At 73.2% G+C, this 23,138-nt stretch carries 14 protein-coding genes; 7 read left to right on the top strand and 7 right to left on the bottom strand.

Annotated elements, in window-relative coordinates:
* Both BG452_RS31240 and xylB read right to left on the bottom strand, forming a co-directional pair.
* A partial coding sequence (locus BG452_RS31240; RefSeq protein WP_317621309.1) for a helix-turn-helix domain-containing protein occupies window positions 1-308 on the bottom strand: 308 nt, incomplete at its 3' end.
* Window positions 309-380: 72 nt separating this feature from the next.
* The gene (gene xylB / locus BG452_RS31235) at window positions 381-1,811 is read right to left on the bottom strand and encodes a xylulokinase (RefSeq protein ID WP_188307718.1); all 1,431 of its coding nucleotides are present in this window, start codon (window positions 1,809-1,811) and stop codon (window positions 381-383) included.
* A gap of 98 nt (window positions 1,812-1,909) precedes the next feature.
* Between xylB and xylA the strand changes: the two genes are divergently transcribed.
* Window positions 1,910-3,082, top strand: coding sequence for a xylose isomerase (gene xylA / locus BG452_RS31230; protein WP_188307717.1), 1,173 nt, complete (start codon window positions 1,910-1,912; stop codon window positions 3,080-3,082).
* A gap of 61 nt (window positions 3,083-3,143) precedes the next feature.
* Here the strand turns inward: xylA and BG452_RS31225 are convergent, their stop codons facing one another.
* The 5 genes from BG452_RS31225 to BG452_RS31205 form a co-directional block, all read right to left on the bottom strand.
* Window positions 3,144-5,282 (bottom strand): alpha-galactosidase, encoded by a 2,139-nt coding sequence (locus BG452_RS31225; protein ID WP_188307716.1) that lies wholly within the window; start codon window positions 5,280-5,282, stop codon window positions 3,144-3,146.
* 132 nt (window positions 5,283-5,414) lie between these two features.
* A complete protein-coding gene (locus BG452_RS31220) occupies window positions 5,415-7,397 on the bottom strand; it encodes a glycoside hydrolase family 31 protein (RefSeq protein WP_188307715.1) in 1,983 nt (660 codons plus the stop codon).
* A 142-nt stretch (window positions 7,398-7,539) separates the two neighbouring features.
* Window positions 7,540-9,822, bottom strand: a complete 2,283-nt coding sequence (gene yicI / locus BG452_RS31215; protein ID WP_188307714.1) for an alpha-xylosidase — start codon at window positions 9,820-9,822, stop codon at window positions 7,540-7,542.
* Between the two features lie 113 nt (window positions 9,823-9,935).
* On the bottom strand, window positions 9,936-10,919 hold the full coding sequence (locus tag BG452_RS31210; RefSeq protein ID WP_188307713.1) for an acetylxylan esterase: 984 nt from the start codon (window positions 10,917-10,919) through the stop codon (window positions 9,936-9,938).
* Window positions 10,920-11,084: 165 nt separating this feature from the next.
* Window positions 11,085-13,940, bottom strand: a complete 2,856-nt coding sequence (locus BG452_RS31205) for a glycoside hydrolase family 3 C-terminal domain-containing protein (RefSeq protein ID WP_317621308.1) — start codon at window positions 13,938-13,940, stop codon at window positions 11,085-11,087.
* Between the two features lie 300 nt (window positions 13,941-14,240).
* On the opposite strand from BG452_RS31205, the gene BG452_RS31200 reads away from it, so the two are divergent.
* The 6 genes from BG452_RS31200 (at window position 14,241) to BG452_RS31175 (ending at window position 23,102) form a co-directional block, all read left to right on the top strand.
* Window positions 14,241-15,857, top strand: coding sequence for a Tat pathway signal sequence domain protein (locus BG452_RS31200; protein WP_188307711.1), 1,617 nt, complete (start codon window positions 14,241-14,243; stop codon window positions 15,855-15,857).
* The gene (locus BG452_RS31195; protein ID WP_411293051.1) at window positions 15,812-16,801 is read left to right on the top strand and encodes an ABC transporter permease; all 990 of its coding nucleotides are present in this window, start codon (window positions 15,812-15,814) and stop codon (window positions 16,799-16,801) included. The genes BG452_RS31200 and BG452_RS31195 overlap by 46 nt, the downstream gene beginning before the upstream one ends.
* Window positions 16,798-17,769, top strand: a complete 972-nt coding sequence (locus tag BG452_RS31190; RefSeq protein ID WP_223242980.1) for a carbohydrate ABC transporter permease — start codon at window positions 16,798-16,800, stop codon at window positions 17,767-17,769. The genes BG452_RS31195 and BG452_RS31190 overlap by 4 nt, the downstream gene beginning before the upstream one ends.
* 114 nt (window positions 17,770-17,883) lie before the next feature.
* Window positions 17,884-18,912, top strand: a complete 1,029-nt coding sequence (locus tag BG452_RS31185) for a LacI family DNA-binding transcriptional regulator (protein ID WP_188307710.1) — start codon at window positions 17,884-17,886, stop codon at window positions 18,910-18,912.
* A 27-nt stretch (window positions 18,913-18,939) separates the two neighbouring features.
* Window positions 18,940-20,925, top strand: a complete 1,986-nt coding sequence (locus BG452_RS31180; protein ID WP_188307709.1) for a beta-galactosidase — start codon at window positions 18,940-18,942, stop codon at window positions 20,923-20,925.
* A 35-nt stretch (window positions 20,926-20,960) separates the two neighbouring features.
* Entirely contained in the window at window positions 20,961-23,102 is a 2,142-nt protein-coding gene (locus tag BG452_RS31175) for an alpha-galactosidase (protein ID WP_188307708.1), read from the top strand.
* Window positions 23,103-23,138: the final 36 nt, after the last annotated feature.

Below are 23,138 nucleotides of genomic sequence, written 5' to 3'. Positions count from 1 at the left end.
TCCAGCCGGCGCCACACCCGCGGCTCGCCGCGCAGGTCGACGACGCACGCGCCGAGGTGGGTGACGCCGATCTCCAGGCCGAGGCCCGCCGGGCCCTCGCCGCTCACGGCCAGCGCCCGCCCGGGTCGGCCGACCCGTCCGCTGGCGGTGGCCACGGCCTCGGTCACCGCGCCGCGACCGATCAGCTCGTCGACCAGGGAGGAGACGGCCGCCCTGGTCAGCCCGACGCGGCCGGCGACGTCCGCGCGGGAGAGCGGGGTGTGCGCGGCGACGGCGCCGAGGACCACCGCGAGGTTCTGCCGTCGCATGTCCTGCAGCGACGCGGGCCCGTTCTCCGCGCTCCTGCTCGCCCTGCCGACCACTGTCACGCGCCGTCCCTCCTACCGGTCCCCGGCCGGGGCGCCCTGCAAGGCCCCGGCCCGACGCAGGGTATCCCCGATCCGCGTCAGTGCGTCGTCGTCCTTCTTCACCGGCTCCAGCACCGGTCCGTGGGCCGTCCGCCAGCGGCGCGCCACGGTGTCGGCGGGCTCGCCGGTGAGGAGGGCGGCGGCCTGGGCGGCGGCGCCGAGCGCGACCAGCTCCTGGGCGTCGGGCACCTGGACCGCCCGGCCGGAGAGCCGCCGGACGGTCTGCTGCCAGGCCCGGCCGCGGGCGCCGCCGCCGATCAGCAGCAGCGGCTCGTCGCCCGCCGGGTCCGCTCCGCCCGCGCGCAGCACGCCGTCCAGGGCGGTGAGGAGGGCGTGGGCGGCGCCGTCGTAGGCGGCCTGGAGCAACTGCCCGGGGGTGGTGTCGTGGCGCAGTCCGTGGACGAGGCCGGAGGCGCCCGGGAGGTCCGGTGTGCGCTCGCCGTCCAGGTAGGGCAGGACGACGACGGTGCCGCCGTCCTCGACCTCGTCACGGCCGCGTCCGAGCAGGACGGCGAAGCGGTCGACGGCGAGGGTGCAGTTGAGCGTGCAGGCCAGCGGCAGCCAGCGGCCGAGGGCGTCGGCGAAGCCCGCGACGGTGCCGGTCGGGTCCGCTGGTCTGGTCCGGCCGACGGCGTAGACGGTGCCGGAGGTGCCGAGGCTGAGCACCGGCTGCCCGGGGAGCAGCCCGAGCCCGAGGGCCGCGGCCATGTTGTCGCCGGTGCCGGCGGCCACCGGCGCGCCCTCGCGCAGCGGCGTCCCGGGGCGGACGACGCCGGCCCTCGCCCCCGGGGGCAGGACCTCGGGCAGCAGCTTCGGGTCGAGACCGAGGCGGGCGAGGACGTCCTGGTCGTAGCCGTCCGGCCCCCACCAGCCGGTGCCCGAGGCGTCGCCCCGGTCGGTGACCGCCTCGCCGGTGAGCCGCTCCGTCAGGAAGTCGTGCGGGAGGCGGACGGCCGCGACGCGGTCGGCGGCGGCGGGTTCCTCGGCGCGCAGCCAGGCCCACTTGGCGGCGGTGAAGGCGGCGGTCGGCACGCTGCCGGTGCGGCGGGCGAGTTCCGCCGCACCGAGCGCGGCCTTCAACGCGGCGGCCTGGAGCGCGGATCGGACGTCGTTCCAGAGCAGTGCCGGGCGGACGGGCGCTCCGGCCTCGTCGAGGGTGACCAGGCCGTGCTGCTGGCCGGCGATCGAGACGGCGGCCGCGCGGTCCGCCCAGCCCGTTCGCGCCGCGGCCTCCCCGAGTGCCTCCCACCACTGCTCGGGGTCGCTCTCGCGGCCGACGCCGGTGCTGACGGTGTGCGGGGCGCGGCCCTGGCCCAGGACGGCGCCGGTGTCGATGTCGACGGCGAGCGCCTTCGTGGACTGGGTCGAGCTGTCGAAGCCGATCACGACACGCTGCTCAGCCATGCGTTCCTCCGGTGCGGGGGGTTACTTCTGACGTTCCGGCATACTAATTTGTTGAGAGTCCTGACAAACACCCCTCGGCACAGATCCGGAGCCGCTCCATGTCCAGCGACGCCCTCACCCCCACCCCCGCGCACAAGTTCACCTTCGGTCTGTGGACCGTCGGCTGGCAGGGGCGCGACCCCTTCGGCGACGCCACCCGCCCGGCCCTCGACCCGGTCGAGACCGTGCAGCGGCTGGCGGAACTCGGCGCCTACGGCGTCACCTTCCACGACGACGACCTGATCCCCTTCGGCGCGGGCGACGCCACCCGCGAGCAGAGCGTCAAGCGCTTCCGCGCCGCGCTGGACGCCGCCGGGCTGACGGTCCCGATGGCGACCACCAACCTGTTCACCCACCCGGTCTTCAAGGACGGCGCCTTCACCGCCAACGACCGCGACGTACGCCGCTACGCGCTGCGCAAGACGATCCGCAACATCGACCTGGCCGTGGAGCTCGGCGCCTCGGTCTACGTCGCCTGGGGCGGGCGGGAGGGCGCCGAGTCCGGCGCGGCCAAGGACGTGCGCACCGCGCTGGACCGGTTGAAGGAGGCCTTCGACCTGCTGGGCGAGTACGTCGAGCAGCAGGGCTACGACCTGCGCTTCGCGATCGAGCCCAAGCCGAACGAGCCGCGCGGGGACATCCTGCTGCCCACGGTCGGCCACGCCCTGGCGTTCATCAACGAGTTGGAGCGCCCCGACCGGGTCGGCCTCAACCCCGAGGTCGGCCACGAGCAGATGGCCGGGCTCAACTTCCCGCACGGCATCGCCCAGGCCCTGTGGCACGGCAAGCTGTTCCACATCGACCTCAACGGCCAGTCCGGCATCAAGTACGACCAGGACCTGCGCTTCGGCGCGGGCGACCTCCGACAGGCCTTCTGGCTGGTCGACCTGCTGGAGACGGCCGGCTACGACGGCCCCCGGCACTTCGACTTCAAGCCGCCGCGCACCGAGGACCTCGACGGCGTCTGGGCCTCGGCGGCGGCCTGCATGCGCAACTACCTGCTGCTGGCGGAGCGTTCCCGCGCCTTCCGGGCCGACCCGGAGGTCCGGTCTGCGCTCGCCGCCTCCCGGCTGCCCGAACTCGCCCTCCCCACCGCGCAGGACGGCCTGGCCGCACTGCTGGCGGACCGCTCCGCGTTCGAGGAGTTCGACGTCGACGCAGCCGCCCGGCGCGGCATGGCCTTCGAGCAGCTGGACCAGCTGGCCCTCGAACACCTCCTCGGCGCCCGCTGACCGCATCCGCGACCGAGCCGGGCCGTGCGGATGGCACGACCCGGCTCGCTCCGTCGTGGGTTCACCCCCGCGAGGCGGGTGGCTGTGCCTGGGCTTCGACCACCAGTGCGTGGCCGGGGTGGTTGGTCAGGCCCGGGGCGGCGAGGCCGACCTCGGCGAGGTACCGGCCGGTCAGGGTGAGCGCGGTCGTACGCCGCGCCCAGGCGGGCCAGGTGTGCTCGGGGGCGGAGAGTTCGGGGCGTACCCGCAGGGCGTAGCGGGTCGTGGGCTCCAGGCCCGGCAGGCGTACGGGCGCGCCGTTCTCGGCGACGGAGGTGTCCAGCTGGACGTAGGCGAAGACGGCGTGGGTCCGGTCACGGGAGACGACGCCGTGGACCCAGGCAGCCGGGTCGGGGTGGTCGGTGCGGACGACGTCGCCGCCGTGGAGCAGCGGCCGCAGCTGCTTGTAGGCGCTGACCCACGCGGTGAGCGCGGTCAGGTCCTCCGGTGACCACCTCGCGAGGTCGGACTCGATGCCGGCGTGGCCGAACAGGGCGGTGGCGCAGCGGAAGGCGAGCGTGGTGTCGCGGCGGCTGATGTGGGCGGGGGAGGAGCCGACGTGGGAGCCGATCAGCTCGTAGGGCAGGAGGAGACCGGTCCAGCGCTGGATGGCCTGGCGTTCGATCGGGTCGATGTTGTCCGATCCCCAGATCCGGTCCGTCCGCTCCAGGATGCCGAGGTCGGCGCGGGCCCCGCCGGAGGAGCAGGACTCGATCTCCAGCCCGGGGTGACGGTCGCGCAGCTCGTCCAGGAGTCGGTAGACCGCCGTCGTCTGCGCGTGCACGCCGGGCCGGCCCTCGTGGACGGCGTCGGCCAGGTCGCGGTTGTGGTCCCACTTGAGGTAGTCGATGCCCACGTCCCCGACCAGGGTGCTGATCCGCTCCAGCAGGTGGGCGAAGGCGTCGGGGTGCGCGACGTCCAGGACGTGCTGGTTGCGCTGCTCGAACGGGAGGCGCTCGGCATCGGCGAGGAACCAGTCGGGGTGGGCGCGGGCCAGGTCGGAGTCGGGGTTGACCATCTCGGGCTCGAACCAGAGACCGAACTGCATGCCGAGGCCGTGGACGTGGTCGGCGATCGGGCCGAGCCCGTCGGGCCACACCTCCTGGTCGACGTACCAGTCGCCGAGGCCGGCCCGGTCGTGGCGGCGGTGCCGGAACCAGCCGTCGTCCACGACGAACCGCTCCACGCCGACCGTCGCCGCGGTGTCGGCGAGGGCGCGCACCCGCTCGGGGTCGTGGTCGAAGTAGACCGCCTCCCAGATGTTCAAGGTGACCGGCCGCGCGGTGGACGGGTGGCGGGGCCGGTCTCGGAGCATGTCGTGGAAGCCGCGGCTGATCCCGTCCAGACCTGTGCCGGAGGTCGCGAAGTACACCCACGGGGTCCGGTAGGACCCGCCCTCCGCCAGCCGGATCTCACCCGCGTCCAGCAGTTCGCCGCCGCCGAGGACCGTCGTACCGTCGGCCAGCCGCTCGGCGTACTGGACGTGGTTGCCGCTCCAGGCGGAGTGCACGCCCCAGACCTGGCCGTGCCGGAAGCCGAAGCCCTCGGTGCCGGCGAGCAGCAGCCCGGCGTCGAAGCCGGTCCGGCCACGGCGGTTCTCCCTCGACCACACGCCCTGGCGCAGCGGGGCGCGCTGCGGGGAGCGCTCACGGGCCCAGCGGCCGGCGAAGTCCAGCAGTTCCGCGGCGTGGGCGGGTACCGGCAGCACGCACACCAGTCCGTCCAGCGTGTAGGCGTCGGTCGCCGTGTTGGTCAGGGCGTGGCGTAGCCGTACCACGCCGTGCGCCGTCATCTCCAGCTCGGTGTCCAGTGCGAGCCCCGCGCCACGGTCCAGGGCGCGCACGTGGACGACACCGCCCCGGCCGTCCCGGGCGCGTGCGCTGACCGGTTCGGCGAGCTCGAACCGCAGGGGGCGGACCCGGCCGTCGCGGTGCCCGGCCAGGGCCGGCCGTCCGAACCAGCCCTGCCCCTGGAAGGGCATCAGACTCCCGGCCCGGTGGCCCGGGCCGCGGCCCATGGCGTCGAGCACCTGCGCGGCGTCACCGGCGCGGAAGCCGGGATCGACGCCCCAGTGCAGCACGCGGGGCAGCCCGGGGCCGGCGGTGTCGAGCGCGAGGGCCGCATCGCCGGCCGTCAGCACGATGACGTTCGATTCAGTCATGTCGTCCTCGTCAGGGGTGGGTCCTGGTGCGGTGCCCGGCGGGCGCCGAGCTACACCCTGGCAGCACGGCGGCCGTGCGGCGCAGAGGCCGTGCGGTCGCTTCCGCCCTGCGGGGAGGGGCTTCGGCGGGGATCAGCCGAGCCTGGCCGCGACGTCCGCACCTTCCCGGACGAAGACCGGGATGCGTTCCAGCGGGGCTTCGGCGTCGAGCGTCGTACCGCCCTCCAGCAGGCGCCCGGTGACCGGGTCGAGCCAGCGGGCGCCGGACGGCAGGTACACCCGGCGGGCCCGGGCGCCCGCCTCGTAGACGGGTGCCACCAGGACATCGGGGCCGAGCAGGAACTGGTCGTCCGTCTCCCAGGCGCGCTCGTCCTCGGGGAAGTCGAAGAACAGCGGGCGCATCGGCGGGGCGCCGGTGCGGTGGGCGTCCTCGGACAGCCTGCTCAGGTACGGGCGCAGGCGCTCGCGCAGCACCAGGTGCTCGCGCAGGATGGCGTACGCCTCCTCCCCGTACGACCAGACCTCGTTCGGCCCGCCGGTCATGTCCGTGGCGAAGGCGGGGTGGTTGGGCTCCCGGTCCCCGTGCAGCCGCATGACGGGAGTGAAGGTGCCGTACTGGAACCACCGGATCAGCAGCTCGCGGTACGCCGGGTCGTCCGGGTCGCCGCCGAAGAAGCCGCCGATGTCGGTGTTCCACCACGGGATGCCGCTCATCGCGACGTTCAGGCCCGCCCTGATCTGGCGCCCGAGGGAGTCGAAGGTCGTCGGGATGTCGCCGGACCACAGCAGGGCCCCGTGGGCCTGACTGCCCGCCCAGGCGGAGCGGACCAGCGACAGCGGCCGGTCCTCGCCCGCCGCGCGCAGGCCGTCGGCGACTCCCCGGACGTGCTCCAGCGGGTAGAGGTTCGCGGCCTCGGCCGCCGGCCCGGCCGCGTAGACGGCGCGCTCGGCGCGGTCAGGGGGAAGGTCGGGTTCGCAGGCGTCCAGCCAGAAGCACGCCACGCCCGGCGAACGGTAGTTGTCGCTCAGCCGCTGCCACAGTGCGGCGCGTGCGCCGGGGTGGGTCGCGTCGTAGTACGCCATGGGGCGGATCAGCGCGTCCCCGCCGTACCGGGACGGCCACGGGTAGGTGAGCAGGCCGCCGTCGGCGTCCCGGACGAGGTGCCCGGCCAGGCGCAACCCGTCGTAGGTGTCGCTGCCGGGCTCGACGGTGGGCCACACCGAGACGGCGAGTCTCACCCCGAGGTCCGTCAGCTCCTTGACCATGGCGGCGGGATCGGGCCACTCCCGCTCCTCGAAGCGCCAGTCGCCCATCCTCGGCCAGTGGAAGAAGTCACAGACGATGACCGACAGCGGCAGTCCCCGCTCCTTGTACTCCCTTGCCACCGCCAGGAGTTCGTCCTGGGTACGGTAGCGCAGCTTCGACTGCCAGAAGCCTGAGGCCCAGTCGGGGAGCAGGGGCGGTCGGCCGGTGGCCCGGGTGTAGGAATCCAGGATCCGGGCCGGGGTGTCGCCGGCGGTGATCCAGTAGTCGATGCGCCCGCCGGCGTCGGCGGTCCACCGGGTGGTGTCGGCGCCCAGGTCGACGCGGCCCGTGGCGGGGTTGTTCCAGAGCAGTCCGTAGCCGCGCGAGGAGTGCAGGAAGGGGATCGCCGCCACGGTGTTGGCCTGGACGAGGTCGATCACACAGCCCTTCTGGTCCAGCCGCCCGTGCGGGTGCTGCCCCAGGCCGTGCAGCCGTTCACCGTCGTAGGCCTCGAAGGACTGTTCCGTCCGGCCGCCCGCCGCGTGGCGGCGGGAGCCGGCGTGATGTGCGTGCGGGCTGCGCTCGGCGAGGAGTTCGCGGCCCGACCCGGTGTGGCGGAACGTCAGCCGGCCGTCCGCCGACGCCTCGACGGCGATGCGGCCGTTGACCAGGCGGGCACGGCCGTCGTCCGCCACGGACGTTTCGGCGGGCGGCGAGGGCGGGGGGCTCGCCAGCGCGCCGGGGGCGGCGGGGTCGATGGTCCCGGCCGAGGCCCGCACCCGGACGGCGTCCGGCCCCCAGGGCTCGATGCGCAGGACCTCTGCGGCGGTGTGCCGTTCCAGGCCGCCCGCGCGGATGCTGTAGGGCAAGGGTGATTCCTCTTTCTTCCTTCTCCGGTGGCGGGTGTGTGCGGGCCGGCGCCCGAGTGCGCCTCCGGGTGCCGGGAGGAGGAAGCGCGGGGCCCGCGCGCCCTTGCGGTGGCGCCCGGGACCTCGCGTCCGGGGGCCGGCCTCAGGCCGGGTAGGGCAGTTCGGCCTCGAAGGTGCCGGCCGGGCTGACGTGCAGGGCGCCGTCCGGGCCGCCGATCCGCAGCTGCCAGGGGTGCGGGCTGTCGGTGGTCACCCGGAGCCGGTCGCCCGTGCGCCGCAGCTGGAAGCGGGCGCTCTCGCCGGGGCCGTCGGTGCGCGGGATCACGGCGGTGCGCTCGGCGCCGTCGGCGAAGGCGTGCACCCGCAGTTCGACGCCCTCGGCCCAGGCGGAGACCGGGCGTTGGTCGTCCGCGCCGAGCGGGACGACGGAGTCCGGGCGGGCGAGCAGCGGCAGGGTGTGGAAGCCGTGCCGTTCGCGCACCCAGCGCGGGCCGGTGATCTGGTCGCCGGTCAGGATGTTGGTCCACGTCCCCTCGGGCACGTAGTACTCGACCGTGCCGTCCTCGGTGAAGACCGGGGCGACGAGCAGGTCGTCGCCCAGCAGGTACTGCCGGTCGAGCGTGGCGGCGGCCGGGTCGTCCGGGAACTCCAGCACCATCGCGCGCATCACCGGGAGGCCGGTGGCGTGGGCCTGCTGGGCGGCGTGCTGGAGGTAGGGCGCCAGGCGGTGCTTGAGCAGGGTGAACTCGCGGGTGACCTTGACGGCCTCCTCGCCGAACTCCCACGGCACCCGGTAGGACTTGCTGCCGTGCAGCCGGCTGTGCGAGGAGAGCAGGCCGAACTGGGTCCAGCGCTTGAAGACCGCGGGGGTCGGGGTGCCCTCGAAGCCGCCGATGTCGTGGCTCCAGAAGCCGAAGCCGGACAGGCCGAGGGACAGGCCCCCGCGCAGCGACTCCGCCATCGCGTTGAAGTGCGATTCGCAGTCGCCGCCCCAGTGCACGGGGTACTGCTGGCCGCCCGCGGTGGCGGACCGGGCGAACAGCAGCGCCTCCCCCTCCCCGCGCTCCTGGCGGAGCAGCTCGAACACGGCCTGGTTGTACAGCTGGGTGTAGTAGTTGTGCATCCGCTCCGGGTCGGAGCCGTCGTGCCAGAGCACGTCGGTGGGGATGCGCTCGCCGAAGTCGGTCTTGAAGCAGTCCACGCCGATGTCCAGCAGGGTGCGCAGCTTGCCGGTGTACCAGTCCCGGGCGGCGGGGTTGGTGAAGTCCACCAGGGCCATGCCCGGCTGCCACAGGTCCCACTGCCAGACGGTGCCGTCCGGGCGGCGCACCAGGTAGCCCTCGCGCATGCCCTCGGCGAACAGCTGCGACTTCTGCGCGATGTACGGGTTGATCCAGGCGGAGATCCGCAGCCCCTGCCGCTTGAGCCGGGCCAGCATGCCGGCCGGGTCCGGGAAGGTGTCCTCGTCCCACGCGAAGTCGCACCACTGGTACTCGCGCATCCAGAAGCAGTCGAGGTGGAAGACGCTCAGCGGGATGCCGCGCTCGGCCATGCCGCCGACGAAGCGGTTGACGGTGGCCTCGTCGTAGTCCGTGGTGAAGGAGGTGGTCAGCCACAGGCCGAGCGCCCAGGCCGGGGGCAGCGCGGGGCGGCCGGTGAGGGCGGTGTAGCGCTCCAGGATCCGCTTGGGGGTGGGGCCGTGGACGATGAAGTACTCCAGCGACTGGTCCTCGACGCTGAACTGCACCTGGCCGACGGCCTCGGAGCCGATCTCGTAGCCGACCTTGCCGGGGTGGTTGACGAAGACGCCGTAGCCCCGGTTGGTCAGGTGGAACGGCACGTTCTTGTACGCCTGTTCGCTGCTGGTGCCGCCGTCCGCCTGCCAGATGTCCACCACCTGGCCGTTGCGGACGAACGGGGTGAACCGCTCCCCCAGGCCGTAGACCAGCTCACCGACGCCGAGGGCGAGCCGGCCGAGCATGTGGTGGCGGCCGTCGGCGTCGGTGACGAAGCCGGTGCCGCGCTCGCCCGCCGTGGTCAGCACCCGGCCGTCGGCGGTGAACTCCAGCTGCCACGGCTGGGCGGTGTCGACCCGCAGGGTCAGTTCGCCGGCGCTGAGCTCGACCACGTCGCCGTCCCGGCGCACCTTCCCGCTGCCCTGCTCGGCGCCGGGCAGCGCGAACTCGGGCCCGCGCCGCACCGAGCCGGCGTGGTGGGTGGTGCGCACCCCGATCACGCCCTCGGCCGGGGACCAGCACTCGACCGTCAGCAGCGGGCTGTTGAGCGTGTCACCGCGGCCGCGCACGTGCTTGACGGGCGCGTAGAGGGTCAGCCGTTGCTCATCGGCGCGGACGTCGGCGACCTCGGTGGCGTAGCGCGCGGTGACGCCCGGGCGCATCAGCCAGTAGCCGTCGGTGAACTTCATCGGGCAGGTTCCTCCGTCCGCGCGCGGCGCGCGGTGATCAGGCCCCGGTACCAGTGGTAGCTGTCCTTGGGGGTTCGGGTCAGGGTGTCGTGGTCGACGCGGACCAGGCCGGGTCACAGCTGCGGCGCCAGCCCGCGCTCGCGCAGCCAGGACAGTTGGACGGGCGGGTTGGAGCCGCAGCCGCCGGCGTGGTCGGCGAACGGCCAGACGGTCATGGTGCGGTCCTCGCCCGCGTAGTGGTTGTAGGCGGCGTAGACCGTCCGGGGCGGGCAGACCGGGTCCATCAGGCCGACGCTGAACAGGGCCGGTGCGGTGGCCCGTTGGGCGAAGTTGACGCCGTCGAAGTAGGCCAGGGTGGCGAAGGTGGGCTGCACCCGGTGCCGGCTGTGCCAGCGCAGGTAGCTGACGAGCTCCTGGTAGGGCCCGTCCAGGGCGAGCTGCGCGGCCTCGCGGTAGTGGCACAGGAACGGGACGTCGGGCATCACCGCGGCCACCCGCTCCCCGGTGAGCCCGGCGGTGGCGAGGGCCAGGCCGCCGCCCTGGCTGCCGCCGGCCAGGACGATCCGGTCGGCGTCGAGACCGGGCAGCTCCGTGACGGCGTCCACGGCCCGCACGCAGTCGGTCATCAGGCGCCGGTAGTAGTAGTTCTCCGGGGAGTCGATGCCGAGGGTCATGAAGCCCCCGACCCACTGGGTGCCGTCGCCCGTGGCCCGGTCCGGGGTGTCGTGGCCCTGTCCCCGGCTGTCCACGACGAGTTGGGCGTAGCCGGCGGCGGACCAGAACAGGTGCTCGGTGGGCAGCCCCCGGCCTCCGGAGTAGCCGATGTAGCTGACGACGACCGGCAGCGGGCCCTGGGCGCCGCGCGGGCGCAGCAGCCAGGCGGCCACCGGCTCGCCGTTCCAGCCCGGGAACCGTACGTCGTCCACCTCGACGGTGCGCAGTCCGTGCCGCGCGGTGACGCGTTCGGCCTTGACCGCCCCGCTGTGCGAGCGGGCCTCGGCGAGGGTGCGCCGCCAGAACTGGTCGAAGTCCCGCGGGATGGTCGACTCGGGCTGGTAGTCGCCGAGTTCGTCGACTCCGAAGTCGGTGGACGGCATGGGTGCTTCCTCCGGGTGGTGCGGGTTCGAGGTCGGGTGGTGGGGCGTGAGCAGTGACACGCGGGCGGCCTCCGGGCGGCGGGTGACTGCGGCGGGGTCGGAACGGATGCGGCGGCGGGCGGTCCGACCCGGCCGGGGAACCGGAAGGGGAGGGGGCGGCAGTCCTCAGCCGGCCGCGGCGAAGCGGTAGGCGGTGAGCCGGAAGTCGCCGTGCAGGGTCAGGCTCAGGTCGTACACGCCGTGGAGCGGGGCGGCGAGTTCGGCGGTGGTGCTGGTCCAGGCGTACCGGTCGCCGGTCACGGGCACGTCGATCGCGGCCAGCACCCGGTCGCCCGACCGGACTTCGAGCCGCGCCCCACCGGTGCCGACGCCCTCGCGGGCGGTCTCGACCTCGATCGCGCGGGCGCCGGAGAGATCGACCTCGCGGAACAGGAGCGTCGCGGGCTGCGCCGGATCGGTGGGCGTGACGGCGTCCCCCTCGGAGCGGGTGGCGTCGACGATGGTGGCGTCCTCGTAGTCGTCGAAGTCGACGGCCAGGATCCGCTGGTCGACGCCCGCCCGGGGTGCGGCGGGCGCCCCGGTCACGGTGAGCGGCGCGGTGAGCACCGGGTGGTCGGCGCTGCGGGCGACGATCACCTCGTAGCGGCCCGGGTCGACGACGAAGGCGCCGGTGGCGACCGACCAGTGGGCGAGTTGCTCGGCCGGCAGCCGGAACGTCAGCTCGCGGCTCCGCCCCGGCTCCAGCCGGACCTTGCGGAAGTCGGCCAGGCGCAGCCGGGGCGCCTCGTAACGGGCGTCCAGGGCGCGGACGTAGAGCTGGACCACCTCGCTGCCGGGCCGCGCTCCCCCGTTCTCCAGGGTGACGGTGACGTCGACCGCGTCGTCCCGGCCGATCGACGGCTGCGACAGCCGCAGGTCGCGGTAGCCGAAGTCGGTGTAGGAGAGCCCGTGGCCGAAGGAGTAGAGCGGGTCGGAGCGGTGGTACTGGTAGGTCCAGCCGGCCTTGATGATGTCGTAGTCGAGCGGGGCGGGCAGCGGGTCGTCGCCCCGGTACCAGGTCTGCGGCAGGCGGCCGGCCGGTTCGGCCTCGCCGAGCAGTACGGCGGCCAGCGCGCGGCCTGTTTCCTGCCCGCCGTGGGAGGTCCACACCACGGCGGGCAGGTGTTCGTCGGCCCAGTCGAGGGCGTAGGGGTAGCTGCTCATCACGACCAGGGCGGTGTCCGGGCGGACGGCCGCGACGGCGCGCAGCAGTTCCTCCTGCCCCTCGGGCAGGTCGATGTCCGCGCGGTCCTCGGTCTCGCGGCCGTTGATCATCGGGTGGTTGCCGAGGACGACCACGGCGAAGTCCGCCGCCCCGGCGGCGGCCCGGGCCTCGGCGGCGCCGTCGCGAACCAGCTCGCGCTGCCAGTGTTCGGCGTCCTCCGCGCTCTCGGCGGTGACGCTCACCCGGCCGTCGAGCGGGTCGACGGCGGCGTAGCGTGCGGTGAACACCGAGCGCAGCAGCACGGTGCCGGGGCCGGCCGGTTCGAGCCGGAAGGTCTCCTTGACGAACCAGCTCTTGATGACGTCCTGGCCGGCCGCCAGCGCGTCGTCGTCCTGGAGGCTCAGGTAGCGGCCGGTGTCGGCGGCGCGCAGGGTGGAGGCGCCGCCGCCCCAGTCGGTCACGTCGAAGGCGGACGTGCCGAGCAGCTCACCCGTGGTGCGCGAGCGCAGGGTGATCCGGTCGGAGCCCTCCACCGGAAGCACCTCGCCACCGTGGGCGCCGAGGGTCTCGGCCAGTCCGTCGGCGATGCTCACCCGGTACGGCATGGTGCCGCTGTACCAGTCCTCGAAGAGGGTGTCGGCGAGCGGGCCGATGACGGCGATCCGCGGCGCGTGGGCCGGGTCGAGCGGCAGCAGGCCGTCGTTCTTGAGCAGCACGGTCGACTCGGTCGCGGCCTGCCGGGCCAGCGAGCGGTGCCCGGGGCTGTCGATCACCTCGGGGCCGGTGCCGGCGTACGGGTCCAGCTCGGGGTCGAACTCGCCGAGGCGGAAGCGCAGTTCGAGCTGGCGCCGGACGGCGCGGTCCACGTCGGCCTCGTCGATCAGGCCGCGCTTCAGCGCCTCGCGAAGGCGGCCGACCGGGATCTCGGTGTCCTCGCCGTGGTCGGTGAAGCTGTCGATGCCGGCCTTGAGCGCGGCCGCGTGGGACTCGGCGTGGTCGTCGAAGTAGTGCTCCGGGTCGACCAGGTTGGAGGGGGCCTCGGCGTCGCTGACCACGAACAGCTCGTGGCCGGTCGGCCGGGCCCAGCGGCGCAGTTCCGCCTCGATCAGCGGACTGACGTGGCAGGGGCGGCCGTTGACCAGGTTGTAGGCGGCCATCGCGCCGGTCGCGGCGCCGGAGGCGATGACGGGCCGGAAGGCGGCGAGGTCGTACTCCTGGAGGACGCGTGGGCGCAGTCCGGAGGAGGTGGTGCAGCGGTCGTCCTCGTTGTTGTAGGCGAGGAAGTGCTTGAGCACCGGGGCGGTCCGCAGGTAGGTCGGGTGGTCGCCGGTGAGGCCGTTGCAGAATGCCTCGCCGACCCGCGCGGTGTGCACCGGGTCCTCGGAGTAGGCCTCCTCGTTGCGTCCCCAGCGCGGGTCGCGCAGCAGGTTGAGCACGGGGGCCCAGGCCTGGAGGGAGTGGGGGCCGCGCTCGGGGGAGCCGATCGCCGGCGGGCGGTGGTAGTGGAAGGCCCGCAGCTCGGTCGAGACGGCCTCGGCGACCTCGCGCACCAGGTCCTCGTCCCAGCTGGCGCCGAGGCCGACGGCCTGCGGGAAGACCGTTGCCGGGCCGAGCCAGGAGACGCCGTGCAGGCCCTCGCTGCCGGTGCGGAAGGGGGCCACGCCCAGGCGCGGGACGGCCGGCGCGTACTGGTGCAGCATCGCGAGCCGTTCGTCGAGCGTGAGCCGGTGGAGCAGGTCGTCGGCACGCCGGCGCAGGGGCAGCGTGGGGTTGCGGAAGTCGGGCAGGCCGGCTGCGGACGCGGGCACGGAACTCACGTGGGGCACCCCTCGGACGGGCTGGGCTCGGGTGGTTGTACATCGAAGCGCTTCGACGCTGGCACGCCTCGGAAGGACTGTCAACTCCCCTGGAAACAACCGATTTTGCATTTGTTCAGACTCTTGCTCAACCAGTAACGCGTCGTTAGTCTCGCCGAAACATCCAAGCGCTTCGACGCTTTGGTGCCTCGACTGTGCTTCGACTGTGCTTCGACGGAGAGGGGCCACGCCACCATGAGATCCGGGCTGAACCGCAGGAGCTTTCTGAGTACCGCCGCCACGGTCGCCGGAGCCGCCGCGATGGCGCCCCTGCTGTCCGCCTGCGGCGGCGGCTCGACCAGGAAGGCCGGCGCGAACACCAAGGAGGGCCTGAGGGCGGCCCTGCCGACCTACGCGCCGAACGCCAACGCGGTCAAGCCGGACATAGCCCCTGTGCAGGGCGGATCCGACGTCGCGACCGACGCGGGCTACCTCTCCTACCCGGCGTCCCCGCCCGCCACCGTGTCCGGCGTTCCGGGCAGGGGCGGCAGCTACACGGCGGTCACCCCGCTGTGGGGCACCGCCCCGCCGGTCGGCAACTCCTTCTACCAGGCGATGGACAAGGCGCTCGGGGTCGAGCTGACCATGAAACCGGCGGACGGGATCAACTACAGCACCATCATCCCGACGATGACCGCCGCCAAGAAGCTGCCGGACTGGATCAACCTGCCGTCCTGGCTGAACGCCAACTTCAACACCGGCGGGCTGGTCGGCACCCAGCTCGCGGACCTGACCCCGTACCTGTCCGGCGACAACGCCAAGAAGTACCCCAACCTGGCCGCCCTCCCCAGCGGTGCCTGGCAGATGGGGGTCTGGGGCGACAAGCTCTACGGGATCCCCTGCTTCTCCAGCAGCTTCGGCATCCCCGGAGCCACCTTCTACCGCCGGGACATCCTCGATGCCCGCGGCATCACGGCCGACCAGGTCACCTCCGCCGACGACCTGATGAACATCGGCAAGGAACTGACCGATGCCAAGCGGGGCGTGTGGGCCTTCGACGACGTGTGGACCTACCTCCAGTTCTCCTGGGGCGTTCCCATGAACTGGAAGGTCGACAACGGCAAGCTGGTCCACCCGTTCGAGACCCAGGAGTTCCTGGAGGCCCTCGACTGGCACTACCGCCTGGCCACCGCGGGCTACATGCACCCGGACACCCTCGCCGGTGACGTCGCCAACGGAGCCACCCGCTTCTACAGCGGCAAGGTGCTCATCGGGGGCGGCGGACTGGGCGCCTGGAACCTGGCCGACCACCAGTCCGGCGCCGCCGCGGACCCGAACTACCGACGCGGCGCGTTCAACGCCGTCACCGCCGACGGCAAGGGCACGCCGGTGATCTACCTGGGCGCGGCCGCCAGCATGATCAGCTACCTCAACGCCGATCTGAAGCCCGCGCAGATCGAGGAACTCCTCGCCGTCGCGAACTACCTCGCCGCCCCCTACGGCACGGCCGAGTACACCCTGGTCAACTACGGTGTCGAGGGCGTCCACCACACCCGGGTGAACGGCGTGCCGACCTTCACCGAGGAGGGCAAGAAGGACGTCCAGGCGACGACCTTCCCGTTCCTGGCCGCTCCCGGCTCCGTGATCAGCAACCCGGGCGGCGACCAGGTCACCAAGGACTACACGTCCTGGTCCGCCGCCAACGTCAAGTACCTCACCAAGCCGCCCTTCTGGGGCATGAACTTCAGCATGCCGCCGGCCCTCGCCACAGCCTCGGCCGCGCAGAGCGTCAACGACACCATCAAGGACTGCTACCACGGCAAGAAGAAGGTCTCCGACGTGCAGGACGCCATCGCCGGCTGGCGCTCCGGCCCCGGGGAGCGGCTCAAGCAGTGGATGACCGACAACGTCCTCGACAAGTACGGCACCGGCCGGTGAGCACCGCGGCCCCGAAGCGCCCGGCGGGCCCCGCGCGGCTCGGCTGGCGGACCAGGCTGCGGCGCGACAGGTCCCTCCTGCTGATGACGGTGCCCGCGGTCGTCCTGCTCCTGGTGTTCAACTACGTCCCGCTGTTCGGCATCGTCACCGCCTTCCAGGAGTACGACCCGCTGGTCGGGGTCTGGCACAGCGAATGGGTCGGCTTCGACCAGTTCCAGCAGCTGTTCGGCGACCCGGCGTTCTGGGCCTCGATGAAGAACACGCTGTACCTCAGCTTCGTCCAGCTGATCCTGTTCTTCCCAATCCCCATCGCCCTGGCCCTGCTGCTCAACTCGGTGATCAGCGAACGGATCCGCAACGTCTTCCAGTCCGTGGTCTACCTGCCGCACTTCTTCTCGTGGGTGCTGGCGGTCACGATCTTCCAGCAGATGCTGGGCGGTGCCGGCGTGCTCAACCAGTTCCTGCGCCAGCACGACATCGGCACCTGGGACATCATGACCAACCCGCACACCTTCGCGCTGCTGGTCACCTCCCAGGCGATCTGGAAGGAGGCGGGCTGGGGGATCATCGTCTTCCTCGCGGCGCTGAGCGCGATCAACAGCGAGCTGTACGAGGCAGCGGCGGCGGACGGCGCCGGCCGGCTCCGGCGGATGTGGCACATCACGCTGCCGGGACTGCGCGGGGTGATCGTGCTGATGCTGGTCCTGCGGCTCGGCAACGCCCTGTCCGTGGGCTTCGAGCAGTTCCTGGTCCAGCGCGACGCCGTCGGCCACGAGGCCGCGGACGTCCTGGACACCTTCTCCTTCTACTACGGCATCTCCACCGGCGGCTACAGCTACGGCGCGGCGGCCGGGCTCTTCAAGAGCGCGGTCTCGCTGCTGCTCGTCTGGGGTGCCAACCGGCTGGCGCACGCCTTCGGCGAGGACGGGCTGTACCGCACATGACCAACGCACTCACCATGGCTTCGCGCCGCGAGAAGCGCCGCCCGGCGGCGGCCGCCCGCCGCCGGGCCGGCTCCGCCCGCCCACCGTGGGAGGAGCCGCCCACCGCCGTCGGCCAGGCCGCCAAGGGGCTCACGCTCGGCGGGACGCTCGCCGTCATCCTGGTCCCGCTCTGGGTCATCATCCTCACCAGCTTCTCCACACCCGGCGCCATCAACCGGGCCGGCGGCCTGGTGATCTGGCCGGACGGCCTGACCACCGCGACGTACCACCAGATGCTCAGCGACCCGACGGTCGTCACCGCGCTGGGGGTGAGCCTGGGCATCACCGTGGTCGGCACCGCGCTGTCCATGGCCGTCTCCGTCCTGTGCGCCTACGGCCTCTCCCGGCCGCGCTCCCTCGGGCACCGCTTCGTCCTGCTGCTGCTGATCACCACGATGTTCATCAGCGGCGGCCTGATCCCCGGCTTCCTGGTCGTCACCGGCCTCGGCGGCTACGGCCAGTGGTGGTCCCTGATCCTGCCGAGCGCGGTCTCCGTCTTCAACATCCTGGTGCTGCGCGCCTTCTACCAGGAGACCTCCTCCGAACTGATCGACGCGGCCCGGATGGACGGCGCCGGGGAGTGGCGCATCCTGTGGTCCGTCGTCCTGCCCACCTCACGCGCCGTCACCGCCGTCACCGCGCTGTTCTACGCGGTCGGGTACTGGAACTCCTTCTTCAACGTCATGCTCTACATGCCGACGGACAGTCAGAAGTGGCCGCTGCAGTACGTACTGCTCACCTACGTCAACCGGGCCAACGGCCTGCCCGGTTCGGTCAACTCCGGCTTCGGAGAGACCCATGTGCAGACCGCACCGCTGTCGCTGCAGATGGCGGTCGTGGTCCTCACCCTGGTACCACTGGTGATCGTGTACCCGTTCGTGCAGAAGCACCTGCGTACCGGCGTCCTCACCGGTGCGATCAAGGGCTGAGCCGTCCGTGCCGGGCCTGACGGGCCCCGCGGACCGGGAGCGGTCCCACCGCGGGCCCGCCCCTCACACGACCGGGACGCTCCCGACCGGAACCGACACGAAGGAAGCAGAACGATGGTGACACTCGCCGATGTGGCCAGGCACGCCGGCGTCTCGTCCAGCACGGTCAGCTACGCCCTCAGCGGCAAGCGCCCGATCTCCGACGGGACCAGGACCCGCATCGAGCAGGCCATCACCGACCTCGGCTACCACCCCAACGCGGGTGCCCGCGCCCTCGCCGGCAAACGCTCCCACATCATCGCCCTGGTGGTGCCGCTCCACCCCGAGGTACACGTCCCCACCATGATGGAGATCGCCATCGCCGTCACCGTGGCGGCCCGTGAGCACGGCTACGACGTCCTGCTGCTCACCAACGACGAAGGGCCCGAAGGCGTCCGCCGGGTCGCCGCCACCGGCCTCGCCGACGGCGTCATCCTGATGGACGTCCGGCTGGACGACGAGCGCATCCCGGTCCTGCGCGCCGAGGAGATCCCGGCCGCGCTCATCGGCCTGCCCGACGACCCCGCCGGACTCTCCTGCGTCGACCACGACTTCGCCACCGCGGGCGCCCTGTGCGCCGACCACCTGGCCGACCTCGGCCACCGCGACATCGCCTTCATCGGCTACAGCAGCGGCGTCTACCGGCGCCACGCCGGATACGCCGAACGTACCCTCCACGGCTTCCGCGCCCGCGCCGAGCGGCGGAACCTGCGCTTCCTCCACCGGCCCTGCGCGGGCACCTACGAGAGCACCGCCGGCACCCTGGCCCGGATCCTCGCGGACCGCCCGGACACCACCGGGTTCGTGGTGCAGAACGAGTCGGCGATCGGCCCGCTACTCAGCCTCCTGCGCGCCAGCGGGCGGACCGTGCCGGAGGACGCCTCCGTCATCGCCATCTGCCCCGACCCGATGGCCGAGCAGCACTCACCCCGGCTCACCTCCGTGACCAGTCCGAAGAAGGACCTCGGGCAGGTCGCCGTCGAGCAGGTCATGGCGAGGATCGCCGCGGCTGCCGCGGGCACCCGGCCGGAGGACCGACTCCTCCTGATGCCACCGGAACTGGTGGTCCGTGAAAGCACCGCCCCGGCCCCGCCCCGCAGTTGACACCACGACGAGAAGGACGGTTCCCAGATGGACATCCGCCGGCTCACCGACCGCCTCGGCGGCCTCGCCTACGGCGGGGACTACAGCCCCGAGCAGTGGGACGCCGAGGTGTGGAAGCAGGACGACGAGTTGATGCGCCGGGCCCGGATCAACCTCGCCACCGTCGGCGTCTTCTCCTGGGCTCTGATGGAACCCGAGGAGGGGCGTTACGACTTCGACTGGCTCGACGCCCACCTCGACCGGCTGCACACGGCCGGCGTCGCCGTCGACCTCGCCACCCCCACCGCCTCCCCGCCGCCCTGGTTCACCCTGGCCCACCCGGACGCCCTGCCGGTCCGCCCCGACGCCACCAGGCTCACCCACGGCAGCCGGGACACCTACTGCCTCGCCTCCCCCGCCTACCGCCGGGCCGCGCGCCGCATCGCCGCCGCCCTCGCCGAACGCTACGGCGACCACCCGGCGCTCGCCCTGTGGCACGTCCACAACGAGTACGCGACCCGCTGCCACTGCGACCACACCGCCGCCGCCTTCCGGGTCTGGCTGCGCGCCCGCCACGGCTCGCTCGACGCCCTCAACGAGGCCTGGGGGACGGCCTTCTGGAGCCAGCGCTACACCGCGTGGGAGCAGGTCCTGCCGCCCCGTGCCAGCCAGTGGCACCGCAACCCCGGCCAGGCGCTGGACTTCAGCCGCTTCTGGTCCGACGAGACCCTCGCCGCCTACCGGGAGCAGCGCGACGCGATCCGCGCCCACAGCGACCGCCCGGTCACGACCAACCTCATGCTGCCCGGCTACCAGAACCTCGACCTGTGGGCCTTCGGCCGCGAGGTCGACGTGGTCTCCGTCAACCACTACCCCAGCGCCCCCGGCGTCGACGCCGCCGCCCACGCCGCCTTCGACGCCGACCGGGCCCGCTCGTTCGCCGGCGGCGCCCCCTGGCTGCTGATGGAACAGGGCACCAACACCGTCTACGCCGACGGCCGGGTCCTGGCCAAGGACCCGGGGGACGTCCTGCGCCACTCGCTCGCCCACATCGCCCGCGGCTCGGAGGGGGCCCTGTTCTTCCAGTGGCGCCAGTCCCGGGCCGGCGCCGAACAGTGGCACTCGGCGATGGTCCCGCACGCCGGGCCGGACAGCCGCACCTTCCGCGAAGTCACCGCGGTCGGCGAGGCCGTCGCCCGGCTCGGCGAACTCGCCGGCTCCGCCGTCCGGACCGAGGTCGCCGTGCTGCACGACTCCGACGCCTGGTGGGCGCTGACGGTCGACGGCCTCCCCTCGTCCGAACTCGACTACTTCGCCGCGCTGCGCCGCGCCCACCGGGCACTGTGGGACGCCGGCCGGACGGTCGACTTCGCCCACCCCGGGCACGACCTCGGCCACTACCGGCTGGTCATCGCCCCGGCCCTTTTCCTGCTGTCCGATGTGAACGCTCACAACCTGCGCCGCTACGTCGCCGCCGGCGGCACCCTGCTCGTCCAGCACTTCAGCGGCATGGTCGACGAGCGCCTCCACTCCCGGCTCGGCGGCTACCCCGCCGCACCGCTGCGCGAGGCGCTCGGCATCCGGGTCGAGGAGTACCGTCCGCTGCGGCAGGGCGAGGAACTGACGCTCTCCGACGGCTCGACGGCCACGTCCTGGACCGAGTCCCTGCGCACCGAGGGCGCCGAGGCAGTCGCCGCCTACACCGACGGCATGCTCGACGGCAGTCCGGCGCTCACCCGCCACGCCTTCGGCTCCGGCCACGGCTGGTACCTCTCCACCCGGCTCGACGACACCGGCTACGCCGCCCTCGTCGGCCGACTGCTCTCCGAAGCCGGTGCCGTCCCGGAGCTGCCGGGGCTGCCGCCCGGCGTCGAGGCCGTCACCCGGCACGCTCCGGACGGCCGCAGCTGGCACGTGTTGATCAACCACGGTGCCGACCTCGTCCCGCTGCCGCAGGCGGGCCATGACCTGCTCACGGACGGGCCCGTGCACCGACTGCCGCCCGGCGGCTGCGCGGTGCTGCGCGCGCACTGACCGCACCTCATGTCCCCCGGACCGAGGAAGGCACCATGAGCGACCCGCACGAGACGATCCGCTGGGGCCACCATGCCCTGGACCTGGAGATCGCCCTGGACGAGCAGGGCCCGCCCCGCCTGGTCCGCCTCGGCGCGCCCGGCGAGAAGACCGCCGCCCCGCGCCCAGGAGCACCGCTGCCGCTGGTGGAGGTGACCACCGCCGCCCTCGGCCGCTACTGGTCGGGCCGGCACCTCGTCAACAGCGCCCTCGGCGGACGGCTGCGCCACCGCTCCCACCACGCGACCCGGGACGGCGACTGGCACGTGCTCACCGTCGAACTCCACGACCCGGAGACCGGCCTGACCGCCGAGGCCGTCTACCGCTCCCCGGACGGCCTGCCGGTCTTGCGCAGCGAGGTGCTGCTGCGCAACGACGGGCCGCGCACGCTGCACCTGGAGTCGGTCTCCTCACTCGTGGCGGGCTGCCTCACCGGGGGCGACCCGGCGGCGCTGGACACCGCCGACCTGCTGTGGGCGGAGAACGAGTGGTTCGCCGAGTGCCGCTGGCACCGCCAGCCGCTGAGGGTGTCCTCGCCCGAGCGCAGCGGCCGCGTCCACACCACCTCCGGCCGCAGCACCCGCGTCGCGGCCGGTCAGGGCGCGTGGTCCAGCTGCGGCCAGCTGCCGATGGGCGGTCTGACGGACCGCACGTCGGGCCGCACCTGGCTGTGGCAGATCGAGCACAACGGCGGTGGCTGGCGCTGGGAGTGCGGTGTTCGCGACGACACCGCGTACGCGGCGCTGTACGGCCCCGACGACGCGGACCACGGCTGGCGCCACCCGCTGGAGCCGGGCGCCGAGTTCCGGACCGTGCCCGTGGCGCTCGCCCTGGCCGCGGACGGCGGCTCGGACGCCGCCTTCGCCGCCCTCACCCGCTACCGCCGCGCCACCCGCCGGCCGCACCCCGACCACCGCCGGCTGCCGGTCATCTTCAACGACTACATGAACTGCCTGATGGGCGACCCGACCACGGCCAAGCTGCTGCCGCTGGTGGACGCCGCCGCCGAGGCCGGCGCGGAGTACTTCGTCATCGACGCCGGCTGGTACGACGACGACGACAACTGGTGGAGCTCCGTCGGCGCCTGGGAGCCGTCGGCCTCCCGGTTCCCGGGGCCGAAGGGGATCCACGAGGTCCTGGACCGCATCCGGGAGCGGGGCATGGTCCCGGGCCTGTGGCTGGAGCCGGAGGCGGTCGGGGTGAACAGCCCGGTGGCCGGCTCCCTTCCGGAGGAGGCGTTCTTCCGGCGCGACGGACACCGTGTGGAGGAGGGCGGCGGCCGCTACCACCTGGACCTGCGCCACCCGGCCGCCCGGGCCCACCTGGACGCCGTGGTGGACCGCCTGGTCGGGGAGTGGGGCGTCGGCTACCTCAAGCTCGACCACAACACCGACCCGGGCTCCGGCACCAGCAGCCACCCGGCCGAGGCCCCGGCGGCCGGCCTGCTCGGCCACAACCGGGCCCAACTCGCCTGGCTGGACGGCATCCTGGACCGGCACCCGGACCTGGTGATCGAGAACTGCGCCTCCGGCGGCATGCGGATGGACCACGCCCTGCTCTCCCGGCTCCAGCTACAGTCCACCAGTGACCAGCAGGACCTGCTGCGCTACGCACCCATCGCGGCTGCGGCCCCCACCGCCGTCACGCCCGAGCAGGGCGCGGTCTGGTCGTACCCCTTGCCCGAGGACTCCCTCGACGAGGTCGCCCTCACCATGGCCAACGCGCTCCTCGGCCGCATCCACCTCTCCGGCCGGATCACCGATCTCTCCCCGGCGGCACGGGACTTGGTGCACGAGGCGGTAGCCGTCCACAAGTCGATCCGCGCCGACCTGCCGAAGGCACTGCCCGGCTGGCCGCTCGGTCTCCCGGGCTGGGAGGACCCGTGGATCGCCCTGGCACTGCACACCCCGGCCACCACCTACGTCACCGCCTGGCGCCGCTCCGGCGAGGAGACCGTCAGGGATCTCGACCTGCCCCACCTGGCCGGCGCCGAGGTCCGCGTCGAGGTGCTCTACCCGTCGTCCAGCCAGGCCTGCGCCACCTGGCACCCCTGCACCGCCGAACTCACCCTGGCCCTGCCGGCGGCCCCGTCCGCCGTCCTGCTGCGCCTCACCAGGATGTCCGCCGAGAGGAGTTGACGATGCGTCAGGCGACCGCGCGCGCCCCACCGCGCC

Origin of the sequence: Streptomyces sp. CBMA123 (assembly GCF_014596465.1) — a bacterium.
Classification (GTDB): domain Bacteria; phylum Actinomycetota; class Actinomycetes; order Streptomycetales; family Streptomycetaceae; genus Kitasatospora.
The sequence above is the reverse complement of the archived record's forward strand: the minus strand, read 5'-3'. Positions and strand labels throughout refer to the sequence as shown.